Genomic DNA, 22,634 nt, shown 5'->3' with positions numbered 1-22,634 from the left:
ACAAATTCTGTCTCCTGTTTTGTCTGCTCCGGTAGCTTTAGTTCCGGCATTACAAATTCCGCGTCCTGTTTTGTCTGCTCCGGTAGCTTTAGTTCCGGCATTACCAATTCTGTCTCCTGTTTTTCCTGCTCCGGTAGCTTTAGTTCCGGCATTACCAATTCTGTCTCCTGTTTTTCCTGCTCCGGTAGCTTTAGTTCCGGTATTGCAAATGTTTTTTCTTCTGTTACCTTGTCAGGTACTTGCATCTGGGGTTCTTGTCCTGGTAATCCAAATGCAACATCTTCCTGTTCGGGTTTACTTATTTTCTCTGATATCATCTTCGAGAGCTTTATTTCATGAATGTTTTCTTCGGGATCGTATTGTACCATTTTTTCAGGCCCAATTTTCTGTCCGGGGATATTATCGACAATCATTTCCTGTGCATGTGCAGCAAATTCCTGTTCGATTTGTTTATTATTTGTTGTTACAGGTTTGATCAGTTCTACCTTTTCGTTAGTTACAGACTGTGTATCTGGCAGGAGTATTGTTTCTGTGTTTCCATTTTCTATGGAAATGATGCCATAAGCTTCTTCTTCATCATTGGCTATCAGGAGCATTGGATCATCATTGATTATTTTGTTATCTACTATGGGTATTTGTATATTGATCTTGTCAGGGGGAGTTTGTGTATTTTCAAAAGTGTTATTAACTCCGGAGAACTTTCTTTCAATAAGTTCCAGTCTGCTGAATATTGTGCTAACGTCATCAACAAGGATTGCAACTCTTTCAGTCCATGGTACACTAATATTGTCTTCAGGGGCATTGTCTAAAATGTCAAGCTCCCTTTCGATAAGTTTTCTGATGAACAGGCTCTTATTCTCTATTAAGTCCAGTTTATCAAAAAGCTCATCCGACATGCTTATGGTAAGTCTTTTCATAGCAATCTCCCTTTGATGTTCTTTTTATGTGGAATCATACTGATGTATGTATATATCATACATATATATCTATTGGAATTATATTTTAAGTACGATTGTATTGGTTATGTGTATGAAAATCCGGTCAAACAGAGGAAAGAAAGAAAGAAAGAAAAAAAGAGGGAATAATGAAATGTTAAATATCAAGCATGTGTGTGTCAATTCACATGGATTTCTTACACTCGGGGCAGGCTTTGCCTCTGGTTGTAGGGATGAATGAATGTTTTGGTGTTATGCACTTGCATATGGGGCACAATTCGTTATTCCTGAATATCTTTTCCACTGCCTGAAGGTCAGCTTCATAAATGTGTGTGTCCCATCCTGTAGCTATCAGTGACTCTATCACAAATGGAAGGTTTTGTTCACAGAACACCTTTTTGAATCCTTCTACGATGGCTGGAATGTTGGCAGGGAATCCTCCGAATGCATCCCATGAGCGATACAATATATATATTCGGACATGTGTATCATTCAAAAGTTCAATTTTGTAGGCTATCCAGCATGGCTGGTCCTCGTATTTAGGGATGTGAATTTCATTCTCCCATAGTACGCCAACATGTCTTCTGGAGCCAGGACGCAGGTTACTCACATTTGCATGTAGCGTATTGTATGCTGTTTCCCCATACCGGAACAACTGCTTGGCGTAGCAGTAGTCAAATTTTCTCTTATCGTCATCTGAAAGTGAAACATACCAGTCTGCATACTCTTCTGTGAGCTCTTCCTTGTACTTTTTTATAAGATTCTCTCCAAAGGGCACGGCAGGGTTGATCTGCCTGTTATCCACATCCTCTATATATATAGTGGCGTGTACTCTCCTTGTCATCGTCCTATAGTCGGGTTTGTGTTCCTCTCCTTTTTCATATATTTCATGGATCAATTGGGACCATGCAGAAGAGATTGTTTTTGCTTTTATCAGTACAGCTTCCATATCGCTCATTCCCTGTTGCAGTAATACATTTGTTAAAAGGCATTTTTTGAAATAAAAATGATTTTATTAAAATTAGATGGTGTTATCTATGATATAATAATTGTTGTTATTCATTATTAATTGCTTGTGTATCATGTTTTTCTACAAGTGCACTTGCAAGCATTATGGCTTTGGTATAATGTCCTCCCACTCTTGATGTGTCGACAAATACATAATCGTCCATTAATATGGGTGCGCCAAGTCCGTCTCCCCCACCAAGGAATACGAGTGTCCTGAATATCAGGTTGCCTGATATACCGTCTGGTGCGAGTATGAAATTTGCTTCCTTTATTGCATCTTCTATCAGTATCGTGTAATGCTTTGCATCGATCCCCTGCTCTCTGATTCTATTAACAATGAAGTCTCCTTCTGCAAGTGTCTGGTCTACACGTGGGTTACGACCAAGATCTCCCAGTCTTCCTCCGGAAAGAATGCCGACGACCGGTTCGATGTTGAACCTGCGAATATATTCAACCCCAAGTTTTATGAATTCGATTTTATCGGCAAGTTCGTTCCCTTCATCTATGCCTACAGGTGCAATAAAAAAAGGAGCTCCTTCATTTGTCTGCAATAAGGCTATCCGGTGAAGGCTTTCCTGATTTAGTATCTTTTTGAGGTGTGATAACGTTCCTGAGGCTCCGGCAGTTCCTCTTACTGCAGCATCAACGTATCTGGATTTTAACAGGTCTCCAAGTGTTCTTTCCGGGTCATTGGTTCCTATTATCTCAAGTTCAGTTCCTATTTCTTCTATCTCTTTTTTGTTACCTACAAGAAGCACATGTGCATATCCTGCTTCATGTGCATCTCTGGCACTCTTAAGCATTTTGGAGTTGGGGTTGCGTACTCCTATGGCAACTCTCGCCCTGTTTTTCAATGCCCTTTTCTCTATCAGGCCAAGGAGGTTTTCTGTACTTTTTGATTCCATGGAAAGATACCTACCATTAATAATATCAATCAGAACAAACAAAGTGACGCAAACATTAATTACTTTTCCTGAATATTGGGTAAATAACATGACTGTGCAGATGGAATGGGCAGAGAAATACCGGCCAAGGATACTTGATGATGTTGTCGGACATAAAACGGTGATAGATGCTCTAAAAAAATGGGGTGAGCAGTGGGTCCATGGTACGCCTGAAGTAAAAGCCTTACTGCTCCATGGTCCGGCAGGTATAGGTAAGACATCTTCTGCACATGCACTTGCAAGTGATATGGACTGGGAAGTTATAGAACTTAATGCAAGTGATCAGAGAACCGCAAGTGCAATCGAAAAAGTGGCAGGTTCTGCCTCCCGGATGCAAACTCTGACTGGTGCTTCTGCAAAAAGGCTGATCATACTCGATGAAGCTGATAATCTGCATGGTAATAGTGATCGGGGAGGGTCACGTGCAATTATCGATATTGTCAAAAAAACAAATCAACCTCTTGTGCTTATTGCTAACGATCTTTATGGTATATCTTCTTCACTGCGTTCATTGTGTTTAGAGCTTAAGTTTGCTTCCGTACAGTCGCGTTCTATGATCCCGGCACTCAAAAAGATTGCACAGCAGGAGGGGCTGGTATGTGGTATCGGTGTCCTTGAAAAAATAGCTGAAGTTGCAGATGGTGATTTTAGAAGTGCTGTCAATGATCTGCAGGCAGTTGCCATGGGTCGTACAGAAATCTATGTAGAGGATATTTCCACATCTGAAAGGGATACTAAAGAGTCCATTTTCAAAGTAGTGGGGAGGATATTTAAGGGGAAAGATGTTTCATCTGCTCTTGAAGCTACTTATAATCTCGATGAAACGCCAGAGGATCTGATCCACTGGGTGGATGAAAATCTTCCATACCAATACACTGGAAAGGGCGAAGAACCGCTGACTAATGACATTATTCAGGCATATTCTTATCTTTCACGGGCTGATCGTTTTCTGGGGCGTGTGCGCAGGCGTCAGAATTATCGTATGTGGCGTTATGCAGGCATGCTTATGACGGGTGGGACTGTTGTTTCAAATTCCCGCATGCGAGGTGGTTTTGTAAAATACCAGCCTCCTTCCCTCTGGCGCAAGATGGGACAGATGCGTGCTAAAAAGGATATGAGGAACAATATTGCTGTGAAGGTTGGTACTCATTGCAATGAATCAATGCGTTATTCCCGGCTTGAGGTTGCAGGGCTTTACTCAAGACTTTTGGAAACGGATACTTATGCCGCAGATGTTGTTGCAACACTTGGGCTTGATATGGATGAAATGCTTCATATGGTGGGTGCTAAGAAGGTCACAAAAAAGCTTCAATCTATTTATGATGAAGCCCAGGAAATGCGCCAGAATGTCTTTCCTTCGGACGAACCTGTCTTTTTTGTAGAAAGGGTCACTTCTAAGAAGGATCCTTCTCAGTTGAGCCTGGATAAATTACGGGTTTCAAATCAGGACTCTATTATTTCAGAAAGGTCCTCTTTCTCTAAAAAAGAGCCTATAAAAAAGCCACAGAAGACTTTGTTTGATTTTTGACTAAAGGCTGTGAGGTCCGGTGGGTTTCTGTATTTGTTGTACACGTTACTAATCTATTGATATATGTATATCTTATAATATATCTATTTTAAAGCTTTTGTTTAGTTATATTCTTTATTTTGTATATATTAATGGATGTTATCTTTACTTGTAAAATTTGAATTCGAGGTAATAACTTGGGTTAAGGTGATAACGTATGTTAAGGTGATAACGTATGTTAAGGTGATAACTTGGGCTAATTACTTTAAGATATCATAGGATGGAGTTTCATCTCTGAAGCTTTAGATATCTATAGATCAGAATCAGTAGATGTTAATGTAAAAAGTGGAGTGGAGTATGAGCGGGTTGGGGAGTGGGGGTTATTGTCAAAAAGAGGATAACCCGCTCATCTAGTGATAGTATGCTTACGATTGTATATAAAGATTTTGCTTATTATACTCATCATTATGATGTGATTTTGCAAAGGACTACTTAGATATCGATTTTACTTAATATGACTTTTGATTGTCTGTTAATGCATCGAAAACTGCTAAATACCTTGCAACCCACTTCAGTGTTAGTGATACAATGGTAATCGGAGTAACTATGGTCAACGTGTTGCCTGGCAGCGAAAGAATAGCTTTTAATGAACTCAACAAGATCGAAGGGATAAAGGATATTTATCATGTATTTGGGGAGTATGATTTTGTTGTGATAATCGAGGTCGATGATCTGGGAAGTCTCAACAGCATTGTAGACCTTATACGTGAGACAGGATCAGTCACTGCTACACAAACAATTGTGGGTGCAGAACTGAAGTGATCCGGAATAACATTTTTATATTTACTTGGTTATTATTTTCAGGCCACGGGATAGTGGCCAACAACGGACGAGGAAGAAATTCTTATGGAAACTCCAATTGCAGAAGAACTTGCCAAGAACCAAAAATCAATTAGTGTCGCAGAGTTCTTTGAAAAGAACAGGCAGATATTGGGTTTTGACTCAGCTCCGCGAAGTTTGATTACAACGGTCAAGGAAGCAGTGGATAACTCCCTTGACGCGTGTGAAGAGTCTGAGATACTCCCTGATATATTCCTGCATATAGAAAGGGTCGGAAAAGACAATGTAGTTGTTATAGTCGAGGACAATGGTCCTGGAATCGTTAAAGAACAAATACCTAAAGTATTTGCAAAGCTCCTGTATGGTTCCAGGTTCCATATGCTCAAGCAAAGTCGTGGGCAGCAGGGTATAGGTATATCGGCATCTGTGCTATATTCTCAGCTGACCTCCGGTCAGCACACAAAGATCATCTCTAAGATAGGTCATGGAAAACCTGCTCACTATTATGAGCTTATGATCAATACCAGCACCAATGAACCCGAGATCCTTAAAGATGATATTGTAGATTGGGATAGGCCTCATGGCACACGTATTGAGATGGAAATGGAGGCTTCTTATGTTAAAGGAAGAAGGCAGTCCATCTATGAATATCTGAAGGCCACCGCAATCGTAAACCCGCATGCCAGAATAACTTTGATAGAGCCTGATGGCAATGAAGTATTATTTGAGAGGGCAACAGACAAGCTACCTGTTCCTGCAAATGAGATATTGCCGCATCCGCATGGGATAGAACTTGGTACTCTTATGAAAATGTTAAGGTATACTGAGAGACAGAAAATCTCTCCTTTTTTACGTTACTCATTCTCAAAGATAGGTCATCTTGCTGCTGAAGAGATATGCAAGGCAGCCGGCCTTGATCCTGACACTGATCCGCACGAAATGACAAGAGACCAGTCCAAGAAATTGCTTGATGCATTTTCAAAAGTAAAAATAATGGCTCCTCCTACGGATTGTCTGTCTCCCATAAGTGAGGATCTAATTTATAAGGGGCTAGAAAAGGAATTCAATGTCGATTTCATAGCCACTACGACCCGTGCTCCTTCAGTTTACTCTGGAAACCCATTCATCGTTGAGGTGGGTATTGCATTTGGAGGCGAGTTACAAAAAGACGATCGTATAGATATCCTGCGCTTTGCAAACAGGGTACCTCTTCTGTATCAGCAGGGTGGCTGTGTAATTACTCATGCCATCGAGTCTATCAAATGGAAGCAGTATGGATTAAATCAGCCGGGCGGTGGATTGCCTGCAGGGCCTGTTGTCATTCTGGTGCACGTAGCTTCAACAAACGTACCGTTTACTTCCGAATCTAAAGATGCTGTTGCCGATATTCCTGAAATTCAGGATGAGATCGAACTGGCAGTAAAGGAAGTTTCCAGGAAACTTAACAGATATCTTAACAAGCGTGACACTCTTAAAAAGAGGCGTGAGAAGGAAATAATCATCACAAAAGTTCTTCCTAAAATGGCAAAAAAACTTGCTGAAACACTTGACCGTGAAATTCCTGATATAAATCCGGTTGTTGCAAAGGTTATGGGTAACCTCTTAGTGAACAGGATAGTTGAATCTAATGGTAATGGGGGAGTTAATATATCTATAAGGGTCAAGAATTTTTCCGGCAAAAAGCAGGATTTCAAAGTCCATGATATGGTGTCCTATGAAATAGAAAACGCAGTGCCGGAGCCTAAAGTTATAAGCATGGGCAGCAATTTCGATTATATATGGAACCTTAGTGTTGCTCCTGAGTCTTCCCGGGTTGTAAAGTATTCTGTAGCAACTCTGGATGATTCAGAGATAGCAAGACTTCCTTCTCTTATTGTAGAAGGTCTTGATGAAGAACTTGTTACTGGTGCAAAAGCTATTAAAGGGTGATTGAATGGCAAAAGAAATATCCCAGCAGAAAAAGGAACATGATGAGATAGCAAGTAACCGTTTATTGGGTCTTGCAGGGGAATTATACGACCAGTTTATTGATGAGATAGTGCCAAATGTTTCCCTTCCAAGCCGTACAAAGGCAAATATAGAGTACAGTGAGGATAGCGATGTGTGGGTGTATGGTGACAGGGAAACAGAGAGAAGTGCAAAGACTGTAAAAGGCGCTTTCCAGTTATTGAAGACCTCTCATGTGATAGATTTTCTTGTAAAGAGTCATTTGGGGCAGAACAGGGGTTCTACCTTAAGAGAGTTATATTATATCTCAGAAAGCTGGGATATAGCTAAATTTAACGAACAGCCTGAAAGTGACCGGTTAATCGAGGACCTTGAGATTATATCCGGTCTTCAGAGGGAATACTTCCATATGCGTCCTGAGGAAGATGGTGCCACTATGTTCGGTCCTATTCGCCTTCGTGAGGATACAAAACGGGGGGATCGTGTAATTCACTGTCAGGAAGATATCGGCGAGAGTGGTTATCAGATCCCTTTCAATGTGGAGAACATTGAATTCCTGGAGACGGATGCCAAATTTATCATTGCCATTGAGACGGGTGGTATGTATGCCAGGCTTATAGAGAATGGTTTTGATGAAAAGAATGATGCAATACTTGTCCATCTTAAGGGTCAGCCTGCTCGTTCGACCCGCCGTATCATCAAGAGAATGAGTGAGGAGATGAACCTGCCTGTGGTGGTATTCACTGATGGTGACCCCTGGTCCTATCGTATCTTTGCTTCAGTGGCATACGGGGCTATCAAGAGTGCGCACCTTTCGGAGCACATGGCAACTCCCGGTGCCCAGTTTATTGGCGTCCAGCCTTCTGATATTGTGGAATATGAACTTTCCACAGACAAATTAACGGATAAGGATGTAGCTGCCCTGAGAAGTGAACTTACAGATCCAAGGTTTGAAACTGATTACTGGAAAGAGCAGATCAACCTGCAGCTTGAGATCAACAAAAAGGCCGAACAGCAGGCCTTCGCAGGAAAAGGTCTGGACTTTGTAACGGACAAGTATCTGCCTGAGCGCCTGACAGAACTCGGAATACTCTGATGTTCCGGTTCTTTATTATTTATTATTTATAATTTTTTGTTTCTGTGTTTGAAATTCCTGCATATTGCACTCTGGGATACTTTCATTGCTTTTGTATCTGTGTGGTGGCAGATGCCATTTTTCTGGAACTTACATGACTTGCAGGCATATACTTTCAGATTGAGATTATCCTGTATTATTTTTTCTTTTATGAGGTCTTCTCCACAACCTTTGTGGTATTTTATGTCTCCTTTGCTGCAATTCATTGCCTGTGCCAGAAGCGTGCTCACTGCCGGAGGTTCCCATTGAGTATATGTCTGGTTCACAGCCAGTTTTTTTGTGGGTATGAATGCTGTGGCTCTTGTTCCTCCTTTCTCTTCCATGTCAAGGGTTAACTTTTCTATGTGTCCTTTGATCTTGTCATTATCAGGCTGCTGTTTTAATGCCTTGTTCATAAAGTTCAGTGCAGCCTCATTTCTTCCAAGTTCTTTAAGCGCAAGACTTTTGTTATACAACGCAGGTACGGACCCTGACATATTGTACTGGTTCAGTATTTTGTCATAGCATTCAATTGCTTCGTGAAATTTTCCTTTCCGATGTAGCAACATGCCTTTATTATTCAAAGCACCGGGATTATTTGGGTTCAATTGCAGCGCGAGGTCGAAATAGTGCATCTTCCTTTCAGGATCTTTTTCGCGGACTCCCTGTTCTATCCATCGGTCACATTCTTCAGAGGTCTTTTTTTTCATCGATTGGATTATCCGCAGAATTCTATATTACTCTTCTTGCCAGTTATGGTTTATTCATGTCAGGTTAGGTGGTTTCGGAGATTATTCTTATTTACTTCCCATCCAGGCATCTGTGGAGTCGGCTATCCATTTGAGGTATTCTTTCTCACCATCTATCTTCCATGATATAATTGCTGGAAGGTCGTAATTGTGCATAGTCCTTATGCACTCTTTGATCAATTCTACTCTGTTGCTTGTTGTCTTGATTGAAAGTGCTACCTCTATATCCTCTTCAATTTTGCCTTCCCATACGTATACTGAATCAATTGGGTACATATTGACGCAGGCAGCAAGTTTTTGTTCAACAAGTCTGCGGGCTATTCTTCTTGCGTCTTCTTTATCTTTTGTTGTCGTGTGTACTATGGAATACATTTCACATCACTTCATGGCTTTTAAAAAAAGGTTATATAAATTCAGTTCCCATTTTATATTAATGACTAATAATAAGCTTTCTATTTATCGGGAAGTCCAGAAATTTAATCAACTTTGGGTATGGTTACTTGTCCTGTTACCTGTTGCAACTGTCTGGTATGGTGCTATTGAGCAATTAGTGTATGGTCGCCCCTATGGTGATAATCCTGCATCTGACCTTGGGATGTTTGCTATATGGGTTGTGTTTGGTCTCCTACTACCTTTGTTCATGTTGTCCATACGCCTGGTAATTGAGGTAAAGGCTGATGGTATTTATATAAAGTTCTTCCCGATTCACCTGTCTTTTAAGTACTATCCGTTTGAAAGTATCGTTTCTTATAGTGTCATAACCTACAGGCCTCTTTGGGATTATGGGGGCTGGGGTATAAGGTATGGTTCTAAAGGAAAGGCGTACAATATACGTGGAAACAGAGGTTTGATGCTTAAATTCAAGAACGGTAAGTCTCTACTGCTGGGTTCTCAGGAAGCAGAACTTCTGAAGATGGCTATTGATCAGGGCCAATATAAAATAGCAAATTGATTTTTGTTTTAAATGTAGTTCTCATTTATCCTAATGTTTGTGTTTCATACTTTTTATGATTATTCTTACTTTATCATTTTTGTTTCTCTGGACACCATATGTTTTCTTACATGTATGTTCATACTATTGTTACGTTTATTCTTTGATCTACTTTGGTATGATCTAATCATAACCGGCATGTTCTGCAGTATTTTCCAGTTTGGTATTTCAAACTTGAAATATACAACAAAACAGATTCTATTTCATATCTACAAACATTTGTTATTTATGGGATATAGTCAGTTTATGGATCATGAGAAATGAGCTGACCGACCTGTTGGACCATGATCTTGAACATTATACGCCGCAGATATCAAAAAAAGAGATTATTGACATTTTCATTGCTTATGATATCAGTTATATCAGGTATTTCGGGTCCGATATGTTCTATGTTGAAATGGTTGATGAGGAACCGCTTGTACCCCTGCATCCCAAAAGTAGTTATCCTCCTGGCATAGAACGATTGTTTGATCTGATGACCCGGGAAAGAATTAGTCTGATTAGTTACAAGGATGGAAAATTGATGAAATCTTATTTCCCGATAAACAGCAGTGACCTCTGATATGTGACCGTTTTGTCAATTGCCGGAGTTAGATAAATATATATAAGATTCATAAGATTCAAGCCTATTATCGGGATATTGCTAACACTATCTAATGGTACCTGGCACTCGGTAGTTAATACTTGTCTGCTTATAATAGGGTTGATGTTAATGGTAGTTCCTGTTGTTTGGGTATATTGGATTTTGAGTCTCACAATTGTTACTTATATATCTGCATTTATCGTCAACCGGTACCGGGAATACGGATTCACTGTGCTCGTTGCTTTCTATACAGTTTATCTTGCTGCTTCTCAGATAGTTGCGGCCCGTCTAATAGAATTTGATTTGGGGTTCTATACTTTCTTTGCTCCGGCTGCAGTATTCCTGTATCCATTCCTTTCACAGGCAATTGACATGATAAATGAAGTATATGGTGAGAAAAAGGCCCACATTGCTATTCTAATTGCTTTCATTACACAAGTGTTGCTGGTAATTTTCATTGTCATGACAAACAGTCTTTCTCCTGCTCCATTCTTTGATTATGAGGATGCCTGGCAGAGCATATTTGCACAGGGTATAAGGATTGTCATTGCATCATGGTTCTCTTTTCTTATATTCCAGAACATTGATGCTTATGTGTTTGCCTGGATGAAAGCACATTATCCTGAAAAGATATTTCTCAGAAGTGCTGCAAGTGATCTGTTAAGTCTTACACTTGACAGCCTGGTATTTGTAGTACTTGCGTTCTATGGGGTTGCACCACTTATTCCTCTTATAACCGGACAGATAGTGGCTAAGAATCTGATTGGTCTGCTTGATACTCCTTGGTTCGTATGGTACAAAAAGTATCTGGAAAAGAATGCTTCAGGTAGAGATAATTAATATATGCAGGAGCTATATATTTAATAAGACATAGTTTTTTATACCTTTGGATTCTTCTAAATTTGAGCGTGGTATGAATTCATTATATAATTTAAGGGACTGGTTCTATGAATGTGACCGGTTTTTGTTCCTGGCAGAAGTTCATTACTTTAAGGAAGATGTGATACCGTCAGAACATACGTTTGCTCATGAACTGACAAGTTCCTGTCTGGATAAAATGTTTAGTAGCATCAGTAACCTTAAGAAAGATGCTGATTACCGCGTTGTCAGTTTTGATACCTGCATTTGCAAGGATGAAATCTTATTTTTAAAAGAAACACTTGATAACATCTCATCCGGCAGGTGGGATGACATGGATGTCGAATGCATCATTAAGGCACAAAAAATAGTCCATAAGCTTGCAAATGATGTTAATGCGGATATTCTGGAAAACAATGAACTTCGTGGACACCCTCCTATTTACAATGCATGCAAAATCAAATGAGGTGACAGGAATCTTGTTCCCTTATACTTGTTGAGGAAGTCCCGTCATCAGCATACGTGTCCATAGGTACTATATCACAGATGTCCGGAATTTCCATATCAATATCGATTTCTGCATTTTTTCTCTGGAACACCATAAATCGTGCGTTGTATTTCCGAAAATGTTCTAACAGGCTTTTCATGTCTTCTCCATCCCTATAATATTTCTTGTTGAACAACCGGTTAAGAGTATCTGTGCCTATAAGAAATATAGAGTTTGGGAAAAGCATTGCCTTATCTGCAAATAAAGGTGAATTTGTCAGAAAAATATTGCCCATATATTTTTCTCCACGGTATTTTAAGAGTGAGTTGATCCTGTACTTAAGAGAAATATAGTCGATTGGAGGTTTGTCGACATTGGCAAGTGATATTTCAAAGTCAATCGGCTCCTTATATTTACTAGCAGCAATTCTCGCCATTTTAATATGATTCTGATGGCATGGGTTAAAAGACCCTGAAAAAATGATCTTAGGATCAGTATTATTTATTCTTATATCAACCTTTAAAGGTTCAATTTTCTGTTTATAATTAATACTATTCAGGGTTTTCAGTAATAATTCTGCAACGGGCAGGTCTGCTTCGGCATCATTTTCAATAAGCTCTGTTACCATCCCTGTTGTAAGGATGCATATGTCTGTTTTTTCTTTCAAATCGAAGATAGATGCAATTCTATCAATAATAAACGCTGCTGCAATCTTTTCTTGCTTTTCCCTGCCTGCATTTCCTGTTAGAAAGAGACTTGATGTGGTTGTTTTAAAACAGGATTGTGAAGCAAAATGAACTTCATGAAGTCTCCCCTCACGCTCATTTACAACTTTTGAAAGTTTACAGGTGACACCTATACCTATTAGTAGTTCAGCACTTTTGATCTCTTTCCCCTTATTCAGGTATAATGCACGCCTGTAAGCCGACATCGCCATGTCCTTTGCGGTATCTGTAGATGCATAACAAATTGGTTTTTTCCCTATCCACTCTTCAAGAGATTCTCTGCTGTAGGGGACAATAGCTTCAAGCACTGTGTCTGAACCTTTTCCATGGCGTAACAATTCTCCGATTGATTCTGTCCCACCACCGGTTACTGCCAATACTATTCTAAAAGGTGAATTGTGAATCATCCTGATTATTTTAAGGTTATCCATTTGGTCCTCAGATATGCCTGTTAATTTGTATAACTTGTGAGAATGACATTTTTATAAGATACTGCGTCCAGATGTTTACTATTTATATCTACTTTTCTTCCATTTTTTACTTATATAAAGGACTTTTGTTCATTATATGTGCAGTGAATGTATGTATGCGATATGCTTTTATATAGTAAATAACTACATAATATTATCATCTATTTATTATATTTATCTCCTGGGTTCGTAACTTGAAGACGGCTTGTATGCTCATAACAATTCATTGCCTGTTGAATGTTAGAAAGCAGGATTCAATATAACTTGAGGAAAAATATGTCTCATATACTAGTAATTGAAGATAATCCTGTAAACATGGAACTTACTGTAGACCTTCTGGAGTCATATGGTTATCAGGTCACTCCTGCAGAAGATGGTTTCGTAGCCCTGGAAAAAGTAAAGGATAACTATTTCGATTTGATACTCCTTGATATACAATTGCCTAAAATGGATGGACTGGAAGTCCTTTCCCGTTTAAAGAATAATGATAGTACCAAAAATGTTCCTGTAATAGCTTTAACTGCCCATTCTATGCGCGGAGATGATGCAAGGTTCATTGCAGCAGGTTGTATTGATTATATATCAAAGCCGATTGATATCCACGATTTCAAGGAAAAAATAAAATATCATCTTGCAATGTCAAACTAACTGCCAGTCCATACGAAATTTTGGAGTAGCTATGAAACTGCGCTTAAAAACATTAATTGTTTTTAGTTTTACGCTCTTTTTTCTGGTGTTGACTTTATATCTGAGTGCAGGTTCTATTATTTTCAAAAGTTTTGAGGATATTGAACGCAAAGATGTCAATGACGACATAGACAAAGTAGTCGATTACTTTGATCAGACAACTTTTAATCTTGAAATAGTTGTTCAAAACTTAGCTACATGGGCCGACACCAATGAATTCATCCAGGACAATAGTTCAAGCTACATAGAGTCAAATCTGGCAATTGATAATTTAAGGGAACTACATTTAAACATAATCGTTTTCCTGGATGCTTCTGGAAATGTTGTTTATACAAAAGCATATGATCGGCGTAACAATAAAGAAGTTTCCTTTCCACAGGACCTCCTGGACATTTTGTCCGGAAAAAATAATCTGGTGCCATCCTCTGAGAATAATTATTCTCCTTCAGGTATTGTAATGCTGTCAGAAGGTCCCCTTATCTTTGCATCACGACCTATACAGGAATCATCTAATACTGTCTCAAAGGGCACTTTTATAGCCGGCGCTTTTTTTGATTCAGATAAAGCTGCTTTCTTTTCCAATGTACATAAAATTCCCCTGAAATATTACCTGCTTCAGGGTTCCACACTTGATCAGGACCTGGTGCCTGTACTAAAATATATAGGAGAAGGTACGGATCCCGTTTATATTGAACCTGCTGACGAATATAACATCATGGGGTATGTCATTTTGGAGGATATTTATGGAAATCCTGCATTGTTGCTGGAAATTTCAACACCTCGCATAATATACCACAAAGCAAAGACTACCTTTGTTTATTTGCTTTACGTCATAATCTTTGCTGGTTTCCTATATGGTGCTATAGCTACTGTATTCCTAGAAAGGTCCATACTTTCAAGATTAACTTTCCTGACAAACGGTGTAGATGCTGCAAAAACAGATTCATCGGGTTCAGGCAGAATTTCTGTATCAGGTGATGATGAGGTCTCTTCTCTGGGGTTAAGTATCAATCATCTAATGGAAAGACTGGACGAAAGAGAAAATTTATTGTCATCGATTATAGAATCAGCATCAGAAGGTGTGATTGTAATTGATGAGAACTACAAGATCACGCATTTTAATTCAAAATTTATCAGGATGTGGGAAATTCCTGAGGAAATTATCACAGAAAGGGATGGACTAAAGCTACTTGATCACCTGAAAGATCGGATGACAGACTATGAAAGTACGGTTGCACGTCTGCACAAATATCACATGTCTGCAAAACGGAGCTTCTCGATACTGGAATTTAAAGACAGCTCTTTTTTTGAAGTTTCATCTTTTCCTTTGCTGCAAAATAGTGAGGTTATTGGCCGTATCCTTAGTTTCAGGGATATTTCCGAACGAAAAATGGCTGAAGATATTCTCCGGGAAAAAGATCACAGGTACAAATTACTTTTTGAGCAATCCAATGACGCTATTTTCATTGTAAAGGATGGAATTATACAGGATCTGAACAATAAAGCCTGCGAGTTGATATGCGAATCAGGGAATAAGATAATCGGCAGATCCGTAGTTGACATTTCAATCGAAGAAAAGCAGTTTCTGATAAAGGGCCTGATCAAAAATGCATTAAAGGAATCTTTTAGTAGGGCTGAAATGGAAATAAGAAAGCCAGACAGCACTGTCATAGATGCAGAAATTACTGTCACAGTTGTCGATACTGACAATGGCTTGCTTCAATTCATCATTCGGGATATTACCGAACGAAAAGAAATAGAAAGGCTGGAGCATGAAAATAAAGAAAGGATGAGCCTTATTCTCGATAATATCAATTCCGGTGTGATAGTTGTTGATGCAGATACTCATGTAATAGTTGATATCAACCCTACTGCACTTGATATGGTTGGTCACAAAAAGGAAGATGTTCTTGGAATGGTCTGCCATAAATTGATCTGTCCGGCAGAAAAAGGCCAATGTCCAATAAGTGATCTTAATCAGGCAATTGACAAATCAGAGAGGGAAATTGTACAGTCTGATGGTACAAGAATACCCGTTCTGAAATCCATTAAAGCTGTAAAATTCGGGGGACGCGAGTTATTCATTGAAAGTTTTATTGATATCACTAAGATCAAGGAAACAGAGAATGATCTTTTAGCTGCAAAAGTGCACGCTGAAACTGCAAACAGAACCAAAAGTGAATTCCTTGCTACTATGAGTCATGAGTTGCGTACTCCTCTTAATTCAGTTATAGGCTTTTCAGACTTGTTGTTGATTGGCAGTTTTGGAGATCTGAATGATAAGCAAGGTCGATTCATTTCAAATATATCCAGCAGCGGTAAACACCTGCTAAATCTTATTAATGACATACTGGATATTTCCAAGATCGAAGCAGGGAAAATGGAGTTATTTTATGAGATATTTGATTTTGCAGATATGTTCTCAGATGTTCACTTAATGATGAAACCGATGGCATCAAAAAAGGATATTTTACTGGATTTTGAGATGTATCCCAGGAGTATCTACATAAATGCTGACAGAAGCAAGTTGAAACAGGTACTTTACAATATCATCGGTAATGCAATAAAATTCACTCCTGAAAATGGTGAGGTCCATGTTAAAGTTTCCACAATGGACAATATGCTCCATGTTAGTATAAGGGATACTGGAATAGGCATATCCAGGGATGATCAGGCAAAGCTTTTCCAGCCTTTTGTTCAACTTGACTCATCCAGCAATCGCAAGTATGGTGGAACGGGTCTTGGATTGTCGCTTGTTAAGAATCTTGTGGAATTGCATAGTGGCAGTATAGAGGTAGAAAGTGAGCCTGGAAAAGGTTCAAGCTTTTTTTTCTCTTTGCCACTGAACCTGAAAGACCAAATTCGAAGTACAGAGTCTTCTTCTGTACATGAATCATTTTTTAACGACACATCTTTGTACTGTGAAGAAGGCCTTATCATTCTGGAGCCTAAGGATCCTACAGGTTACGACCCTCTTATACTTGTAGTAGAGGATGATGTTAACTCCCGGGAACTGCTCAGTGTAATGCTAAATGATGCAGGGTACAGAGTGGTTCTTGTTGACGATGGTGTAAAAGCCCTTGAAATTGTAAAAACCCTTCATCCATTTGCAATAACCCTCGACCTTAACTTGCCAGGAATGGACGGAACAGAGGTTCTGGAAAACCTGAAGAATAATGAGTATACATCTTCAATTCCAGTACTTGTATTATCTTCACTTGGTGAAAATGATGTGGGACTGGTTGTAGGTGTTGTTGATTATTTAACAAAACCAATTGATAGTGATCGTCTTCTTCATGTTCTTTCAGATCTGATGGACAAGTCAGGAAAAGCATCATTAAAGGTGCTTATAATAGACGATGATCCCCTGGCTGTAGATCTGCTTTCTGAAATCATAAAAACCGTAGGTTATGATGTTATCACTGCTTATGGTGGCAAAGAAGGAATTGAAAAAGCATTAAACAGGATTCCTGATATTTTGATAGTTGACTTGATGATGCCAGAGGTCACAGGTTTTGATGTGATATCAACTTTAAAAAGCGATCCGCATACAATACACATTCCCCTGATAGTATGCACTGCAAAGGACATGAAGACCGAAGAAATTGAATTTCTAAATAAAAATGCATCTGGTATTATCCAGAAGGGAACATTTTCAAAAGAAGACCTTCTTGGAATTCTTGGTAAATTTGGGCAGAACCCGGATAATGATGATTCACATGCTGTTTCTCATGAGGCTTATCGATGAAAATGACAAGAAGATCGTTATCTGCAGTTATGATGGTATGGGTATTGATTTTCATTATATTTTGTAGTGGAACCGTTCACTCTCAAACTGAAGATACTGTAAGGATTGGTGTTCTTATAGAAGGGTCCGAAGAAGAAACACTGGCTAAATGGACCATTGTTTCTGAGTACTTATCAGAGGATATTCCTATATTCACATTTGAAATAGTTCCAATGGATAAGAGTGCCATAGAAAATCAGTTAATGGCTGAAAATATAGATTTTCTCATTGCTGATCCGGCAACTTATGTGATGCTTACAAGACCCCACGGGATCACCAGTATAGCAACAATGAAAACGGTTGCGTATCTACCTCCTGATTATACTAAAAACTCTTCTTTGAACAATGTGGGTTCTGTTATATTTACAAAAGCTGACAGGGTAGATATTCAAAATCTGGATGATATCATCGGTCTCTCATTTCTGGCACCGGAGTCTCCTTTCTTTGAAGGCTGGTGGATTGCAAAAAGGGAGTTCATTGAACATCGAATTGTTCCGGAGACGGATTTTGAAGCACTGGAATTTAGCAGTGAGCTTGAAGCAATTGTTTATTCTGTAAAGGACGGTGACTTTGATGCTGGCACCGTTCCTTCGGGAGTTCTTGAACAAATGCATATGGAAGGAAAGATCAATATAAGTGATTTCAAAGTTATCCACTTGCAAAAATATGATAACTATCCCCTGCTTGTAAGTACAAGAATATATCCGGGCTGGGCATTTTCAAAGACAAGAGAAACGTCAAGATCTATTTCCGAAAGAGTATCCATATCTCTTCTCAGTATGTCCTTCAATTCGTCAGATTCCGGTAGCTTTGGTGACATTTCAGGCTGGACCGTTTCTCAGGATTACAATGTCGTTGAAGCGTGCATGATGGAGCTTAAAGTTGGTATGTTCGAAGAGCCACCGGCTTTATTAGATACGATTATGCGGTTAAAATCCCTTCTTGCTGGTATAATGCTGCTGCTTGTCATTGCTGCTGTCAATATTTTCTACGTGCACGATCTCAACAAGAAACTTGGCAATGAGATCATCGCCAAAACAGAAACAGAAAAAATCCTGAAAAGAAAGCATTCATTAGAAAATACAATGCTGGATGTTTCATCAATGTTCACATATCCGGGAGATGTTGATGAAGCAATAAACATGGCTCTGTCTGAAATAGGAACGCTATGTGGTGCAAACCGTTGTTATCTTTTCCTGTTTAGCAAAGACGAAACTCTGATGAGTAATACGCACGAATGGTGTTCAGAAGGAGTTGAAGCTCAAAAAGAGAACCTTCAGGATCTGCCATCTGATATGCTTCCATGGTGGTTGTCCAGACTACAGAACGATGAAATGATAAATGTAACTGATGTTTCAGCCCTTCCTTCAGAAGCTTCTGTTGAAAAAGAAATACTTGAGATGCAGGATATAAAATCAGTTCTTGTACTCCCGGTATTCATCGAAGGTCATCTTGTGGGATTTGTAGGTCTTGATGACGTGGATGGAACTAGGGAATGGGAGAATGATGATTTTGAAACTCTTCAAATGTTTTCAACTCTCATGGCTATGGTACTTAAACGCAGAAAAATGGAACAATCCCTTAGGAAGAGTGAACTGCACCTGAAACGTGTTCTTGAGGGCAGCAACGAAGGTACCTGGGATGTGAATCTTCAGGATGATATCCTGATTTTCAATACCAGATATGCAGATATAATCGGTCATCCTGTAGATGAAATATCCCCCAGATTTGAATGGATGAGGGAATTAATTCATCCGGATGATGTTCATGTTGCAATAAGTGAATTGCAGAATGTACGTAAAGGCGTTTCTGAAACTGCGGAATGCGAATATCGTATAAGGGGAAAAGATGGGAAATACAGGTGGGTTTTCAACAAGGGAAAGGTTGTTGAGTACTCAGAAGATGGTAAACCATTGCATATGGCAGGCATTCTTGCAGATATATCTGAACGAAAAGAAGCTCAAAACGCTCTTATTGCGGCAAAGAAAGCTGCTGAAGATGCAAGCAGGACAAAAAGTGATTTCCTGGCTAATATGAGTCATGAACTCCGAACTCCATTAAATTCGGTCATAGGTTTTTCAGATATACTGCTTGAAGGAACATTTGGTTCACTGAATGATAAACAGAAAAGGTATGTAGGCAACATCTCCAATAGTGGCAGACATCTGCTGAATTTGATCAATGATATCCTTGATCTATCCAAGATCGAAGCGGGGAAAATGGTCCTCAATATCGATGAATTTGATATAGGAGGTTCACTGGATGGGATCAAGTCTGTCATCTCCCCTCTGGCTTTTAAGAAAGATATCAAACTTATAATTAAGCTAGTTCCTGACATTATTACTATTAAAGCTGATAAAGGAAAATTCAAACAGATAATCTATAATCTCCTGAGCAACGCTATCAAGTTCACCGATAATGGTGGGCAGATCATTATTTCTGTCACAAAGAAAGATGATCATGTCCGTGTTGAAGTAACAGATACGGGTATTGGTATTTCTCAAGAGGACCAGAAAAAACTCTTCAAAACATTCACCCAGATCGATTCGTCAAATTGCAGGATGTATGAAGGCACAGGTCTTGGTCTTGTTCTTGTCAGGAGTTTCATAGAACAGCATAATGGAAGAATCTGGGTTGAAAGTGAATCTGGTAAAGGCTCATCATTCATATTTGAACTTCCTGTTGAGTTTGAACCTTCTGCAGATGAAGCCGGTTCAGAGCACGGAAATTGGTATGTTATTCCTGAAGAAGAGTCCTCAGAGTATGTTGTGGATACTTCAATAGCAGACTCAGGAAAATGGGTTATAAGACCCCTTATACTGATAGTAGAAGATGAAAAGAGGTCACAGGAAATACTTTCCGTAACTTTGAATGATGCAGGTTATGATGTGAAGTTTGCTGCAAATGGAAAGGAAGCACTTGAGCTTGCCAAAGAGCTACAGCCCTTTGCCATCACGCTTGACATAATGATGTCAGATATGGATGGATGGGACATACTTAAAAATCTCAAGCAGGAAAAAGGGACAGAAGATATACCTGTGGTGATAGTATCCATTCTTGATGAAAAAGATCTCGGGATCATCTGGGGAGCGTTTGATTATTTTGTTAAGCCTGTTGACAGGGAAGCGCTTCTTTCCTCGCTGGGAAGGTTGAAGAAAAAACGTTCATTTGAGCATGTTAACGTTCTTGTAATTGATGATGAACCATCAGTTCTTGAACTTATGGAATCCATGCTTTTAACTGAAGGTTACGATGTAATGGGTGTATCCAACGGCAAGGATGGAATTGAAAAAGCATTGAGTTTCTCTCCTGACATTATAATCCTTGATCTGATGATGCCAAAAGTAAGTGGTTTTGATGTTATAAATGAATTGAAAAAGCATCCTGAAACCATTGATATACCCATCATAGTCTGTACGGCAAAGGATCTTGAAGACCATGAGAAAAAGCAACTTGACAGGGATGTGTCCTTTGTAATGCAAAAAGGTATATTCAGCAAAAAAGACCTTTTGCATTGTATCAATAATGTAGAAGAATTGTCGTCTTCAAGAAAACAAGAATACAAACAAAACTAAGAACAAGAATACAAACAAAACTAAGAACAAGAATACAAACAAAACTAAGAACAAGAATACAAACAAAACTAAGAACAAGATATCAAAAAAAGATAGAGACAAAAATATTATTCAGGAGTGATATTGTTGATCTGTAATTCAAACTCATTCCTGATCCCATTCACATCTACGATGTAGATTCCTTTTTCAAGACCGTAAACATCCAGTGCAATTGTGGTTTCATAAGGTACGATTGCTTCTGTACACATTGCATCTGCAGGTCTTTTTGTAGTTATGTCTATCGCAAATATGTTACCAATATCGTCAAATTCAACATTCTCTTCATCTATCTGTGTACATCCGTCTGGAAGGTAGCCTTTTACAATTACATGGACTTGAACCGGAAATGATTCCAGGATACGTATATCTGTTTCCTCGACAACTGAATTGCCGTATATGTATTTTCCATTGGACTGTTCATCACTGTCTGTCTTATTGTCCGTTCCATTGTCAGGAACAGTCGGAGTTTCAGCACATCCAAGGGAAAATGTTGCAATTGTTACAATGACAATTGTAAGCAATACTAAGATACCTACCAAATTGTTACTGTTGGTTTTCATAGCCTCTTCTTTTGCCCCCCTAGTTACAATGTAACTCCCTGCATAAATGTCTTCCTAAAGCTACGAATTTGATTGAAGTTAAAGTACTATACGAATAATTATACACCCAAATTTGTTTCAGGATATAAGTTTACGGATTTAAGATTACGGATTTGGGAAAAGTGAGCTCAATTTTTCCTGGTATCTGTTCAACTCTTCATCTCCTCTTTCTGAAGACATTTTTCCCACACCAAAGGTCAGATGTGTATCTATTACTTCCATTCCTACATATTCAAAGATGCAATGGCTGATGTACCTTAACAATTCCCGGATATCCCCATGTTTTCCTCCCGGCGAGTACCAGTCCTCTTCTGCACCAGTAGTGATTACCATCATCGCTTTTTTTCCTTTCATCAATCCGTTTTCATACACATTCTGTTTTACCGGATCGAAGGCAAAGCCTGCTGCAAAAACTCTGTCAAGCCATCCTTTCATGATTGCCGGCATTCCGGTGAAATATATCGGGAACTGGAATATCAGAATATCCGCCCATTTTACTTTTTCCATTTCTGCCATTATATCTTCGGAAAAAGTACCTTCTTTACTTGCTGTCATCTGTTCAAGGAATGGATTAAAAGAGTCTGTTTTCTTTCGTTGCAAAAAATCCTTCTGATCAAGTACAGGTTTGAAACCCATTAGATACAGGTCAGAAAGCCTGACATTGTTACCTTTCTTTCCAAGTGTTTTAATGGCCATCTCTTTCATGGATGAATTGAAAGACTTCGGTTCAGGATGTGCAAAAATGTATAAGATGTTCATATAATCCCCATCTATATTTTTCAGTTTGTA

19 protein-coding genes are annotated in these 22,634 nt (G+C 39.0%); 11 read left to right on the top strand and 8 right to left on the bottom strand.

Annotation, left to right across the window (positions count from 1 at the left end; translation table 11 throughout):
* The 3 genes from BB781_RS13040 to mtxX form a co-directional block, all read right to left on the bottom strand.
* Window positions 1-917: hypothetical protein (locus BB781_RS13040; RefSeq protein ID WP_129582716.1), on the bottom strand; the 917-nt coding region annotated here is incomplete at its 3' end.
* 202 nt (window positions 918-1,119) lie between these two features.
* On the bottom strand, window positions 1,120-1,893 hold the full coding sequence (locus BB781_RS13035) for a thymidylate synthase (protein ID WP_094228922.1): 774 nt from the start codon (window positions 1,891-1,893) through the stop codon (window positions 1,120-1,122).
* Between the two features lie 97 nt (window positions 1,894-1,990).
* Entirely contained in the window at window positions 1,991-2,848 is an 858-nt protein-coding gene (gene mtxX, locus BB781_RS13030) for a methanogenesis marker protein Mmp4/MtxX (protein WP_094228921.1), read from the bottom strand.
* A gap of 88 nt (window positions 2,849-2,936) precedes the next feature.
* On the opposite strand from mtxX, the gene BB781_RS13025 reads away from it, so the two are divergent.
* The 4 genes from BB781_RS13025 to BB781_RS13010 all read left to right on the top strand — a co-directional run bounded on the left by BB781_RS13025 (window position 2,937) and on the right by BB781_RS13010 (window position 8,277).
* A complete protein-coding gene (locus BB781_RS13025; RefSeq protein ID WP_094228925.1) occupies window positions 2,937-4,415 on the top strand; it encodes a replication factor C large subunit in 1,479 nt (492 codons plus the stop codon).
* 504 nt (window positions 4,416-4,919) lie between these two features.
* Entirely contained in the window at window positions 4,920-5,216 is a 297-nt protein-coding gene (locus BB781_RS13020) for an Lrp/AsnC ligand binding domain-containing protein (protein ID WP_242492666.1), read from the top strand.
* Window positions 5,217-5,300: 84 nt separating this feature from the next.
* A complete protein-coding gene (locus BB781_RS13015) occupies window positions 5,301-7,163 on the top strand; it encodes a DNA topoisomerase VI subunit B (protein ID WP_094228919.1) in 1,863 nt (620 codons plus the stop codon).
* A 4-nt stretch (window positions 7,164-7,167) separates the two neighbouring features.
* The gene (locus tag BB781_RS13010) at window positions 7,168-8,277 is read left to right on the top strand and encodes a DNA topoisomerase IV subunit A (protein WP_094228918.1); all 1,110 of its coding nucleotides are present in this window, start codon (window positions 7,168-7,170) and stop codon (window positions 8,275-8,277) included.
* A 26-nt stretch (window positions 8,278-8,303) separates the two neighbouring features.
* Here BB781_RS13010 and BB781_RS13005 read toward each other — a convergent pair whose 3' ends face one another.
* Both BB781_RS13005 and cutA read right to left on the bottom strand, forming a co-directional pair.
* The gene (locus tag BB781_RS13005) at window positions 8,304-9,005 is read right to left on the bottom strand and encodes a tetratricopeptide repeat protein (RefSeq protein WP_094228917.1); all 702 of its coding nucleotides are present in this window, start codon (window positions 9,003-9,005) and stop codon (window positions 8,304-8,306) included.
* A gap of 87 nt (window positions 9,006-9,092) precedes the next feature.
* The gene (gene cutA, locus BB781_RS13000) at window positions 9,093-9,416 is read right to left on the bottom strand and encodes a divalent-cation tolerance protein CutA (RefSeq protein ID WP_094228916.1); all 324 of its coding nucleotides are present in this window, start codon (window positions 9,414-9,416) and stop codon (window positions 9,093-9,095) included.
* A gap of 61 nt (window positions 9,417-9,477) precedes the next feature.
* Between cutA and BB781_RS12995 the strand changes: the two genes are divergently transcribed.
* The 4 genes from BB781_RS12995 to BB781_RS12980 all read left to right on the top strand — a co-directional run bounded on the left by BB781_RS12995 (window position 9,478) and on the right by BB781_RS12980 (window position 11,942).
* On the top strand, window positions 9,478-9,996 hold the full coding sequence (locus BB781_RS12995) for a DUF6141 family protein (RefSeq protein WP_094228924.1): 519 nt from the start codon (window positions 9,478-9,480) through the stop codon (window positions 9,994-9,996).
* Between the two features lie 292 nt (window positions 9,997-10,288).
* Window positions 10,289-10,597: a hypothetical protein gene (locus BB781_RS12990; RefSeq protein WP_094228915.1), complete on the top strand. Its 309-nt coding sequence runs from the start codon at window positions 10,289-10,291 to the stop codon at window positions 10,595-10,597.
* 183 nt (window positions 10,598-10,780) lie between these two features.
* Entirely contained in the window at window positions 10,781-11,458 is a 678-nt protein-coding gene (locus tag BB781_RS12985) for a queuosine precursor transporter (RefSeq protein WP_242492665.1), read from the top strand.
* A gap of 73 nt (window positions 11,459-11,531) precedes the next feature.
* A complete protein-coding gene (locus BB781_RS12980; protein WP_094228913.1) occupies window positions 11,532-11,942 on the top strand; it encodes a hypothetical protein in 411 nt (136 codons plus the stop codon).
* Here the strand turns inward: BB781_RS12980 and BB781_RS12975 are convergent.
* Complete coding sequence (locus BB781_RS12975) at window positions 11,935-13,119, bottom strand: hypothetical protein (protein WP_094228912.1); 1,185 nt, start codon at window positions 13,117-13,119, stop codon at window positions 11,935-11,937. The two genes, BB781_RS12980 and BB781_RS12975, sit on opposite strands and share 8 nt — an antisense overlap.
* A 315-nt stretch (window positions 13,120-13,434) precedes the next feature.
* On the opposite strand from BB781_RS12975, the gene BB781_RS12970 reads away from it, so the two are divergent.
* From BB781_RS12970 to BB781_RS12960, 3 genes are read left to right on the top strand one after another with little or no spacing between them, the layout of a single operon-like run.
* Window positions 13,435-13,806, top strand: coding sequence for a response regulator (locus BB781_RS12970; RefSeq protein ID WP_094228911.1), 372 nt, complete (start codon window positions 13,435-13,437; stop codon window positions 13,804-13,806).
* A gap of 31 nt (window positions 13,807-13,837) precedes the next feature.
* Window positions 13,838-17,593, top strand: coding sequence for a response regulator (locus tag BB781_RS12965; RefSeq protein ID WP_094228910.1), 3,756 nt, complete (start codon window positions 13,838-13,840; stop codon window positions 17,591-17,593).
* On the top strand, window positions 17,590-21,207 hold the full coding sequence (locus BB781_RS12960) for a response regulator (RefSeq protein WP_094228909.1): 3,618 nt from the start codon (window positions 17,590-17,592) through the stop codon (window positions 21,205-21,207). Before BB781_RS12965 ends, BB781_RS12960 begins: the two co-directional genes overlap by 4 nt.
* Before the next feature lie 107 nt (window positions 21,208-21,314).
* Here BB781_RS12960 and BB781_RS12955 read toward each other — a convergent pair whose 3' ends face one another.
* Window positions 21,315-21,806 (bottom strand): hypothetical protein, encoded by a 492-nt coding sequence (locus BB781_RS12955; RefSeq protein WP_094228908.1) that lies wholly within the window; start codon window positions 21,804-21,806, stop codon window positions 21,315-21,317.
* 144 nt (window positions 21,807-21,950) lie between these two features.
* On the bottom strand, window positions 21,951-22,604 hold the full coding sequence (locus BB781_RS12950) for an NAD(P)H-dependent oxidoreductase (RefSeq protein WP_094228907.1): 654 nt from the start codon (window positions 22,602-22,604) through the stop codon (window positions 21,951-21,953).
* Window positions 22,605-22,634 lie beyond the last annotated feature (30 nt).

The sequence above is a fragment of the Methanolobus psychrotolerans genome (genome assembly GCF_002243045.1).
Classification (GTDB): Archaea; Halobacteriota; Methanosarcinia; order Methanosarcinales; family Methanosarcinaceae; genus Methanolobus; species Methanolobus psychrotolerans.
This window is presented reverse-complemented; position numbering and strand designations above follow the sequence as displayed.

Bases quoted from the DNA above. Each gene is read 5' to 3' on its own strand.
- BB781_RS13035 (WP_094228922.1), bottom strand. From the start codon at position 1,893: ATGAGCGATATGGAAGCTGTACTGATAAAAGCAAAAACAATCTCTTCT.
- mtxX (WP_094228921.1), bottom strand. From the start codon at position 2,848: ATGGAATCAAAAAGTACAGAAAACCTCCTTGGCCTGATAGAGAAAAGG.
- BB781_RS13025 (WP_094228925.1), top strand. From the start codon at position 2,937: ATGACTGTGCAGATGGAATGGGCAGAGAAATACCGGCCAAGGATACTT.
- BB781_RS13015 (WP_094228919.1), top strand. From the start codon at position 5,301: ATGGAAACTCCAATTGCAGAAGAACTTGCCAAGAACCAAAAATCAATT.
- BB781_RS13010 (WP_094228918.1), top strand. From the start codon at position 7,168: ATGGCAAAAGAAATATCCCAGCAGAAAAAGGAACATGATGAGATAGCA.
- BB781_RS13005 (WP_094228917.1), bottom strand. From the start codon at position 9,005: ATGAAAAAAAAGACCTCTGAAGAATGTGACCGATGGATAGAACAGGGA.
- cutA (WP_094228916.1), bottom strand. From the start codon at position 9,416: ATGTATTCCATAGTACACACGACAACAAAAGATAAAGAAGACGCAAGA.
- BB781_RS12995 (WP_094228924.1), top strand. From the start codon at position 9,478: ATGACTAATAATAAGCTTTCTATTTATCGGGAAGTCCAGAAATTTAAT.
- BB781_RS12990 (WP_094228915.1), top strand. From the start codon at position 10,289: ATGAGAAATGAGCTGACCGACCTGTTGGACCATGATCTTGAACATTAT.
- BB781_RS12980 (WP_094228913.1), top strand. From the start codon at position 11,532: ATGAATTCATTATATAATTTAAGGGACTGGTTCTATGAATGTGACCGG.
- BB781_RS12975 (WP_094228912.1), bottom strand. From the start codon at position 13,119: ATGGATAACCTTAAAATAATCAGGATGATTCACAATTCACCTTTTAGA.
- BB781_RS12970 (WP_094228911.1), top strand. From the start codon at position 13,435: ATGTCTCATATACTAGTAATTGAAGATAATCCTGTAAACATGGAACTT.
- BB781_RS12965 (WP_094228910.1), top strand. From the start codon at position 13,838: ATGAAACTGCGCTTAAAAACATTAATTGTTTTTAGTTTTACGCTCTTT.
- BB781_RS12960 (WP_094228909.1), top strand. From the start codon at position 17,590: ATGAAAATGACAAGAAGATCGTTATCTGCAGTTATGATGGTATGGGTA.
- BB781_RS12955 (WP_094228908.1), bottom strand. From the start codon at position 21,806: ATGAAAACCAACAGTAACAATTTGGTAGGTATCTTAGTATTGCTTACA.
- BB781_RS12950 (WP_094228907.1), bottom strand. From the start codon at position 22,604: ATGAACATCTTATACATTTTTGCACATCCTGAACCGAAGTCTTTCAAT.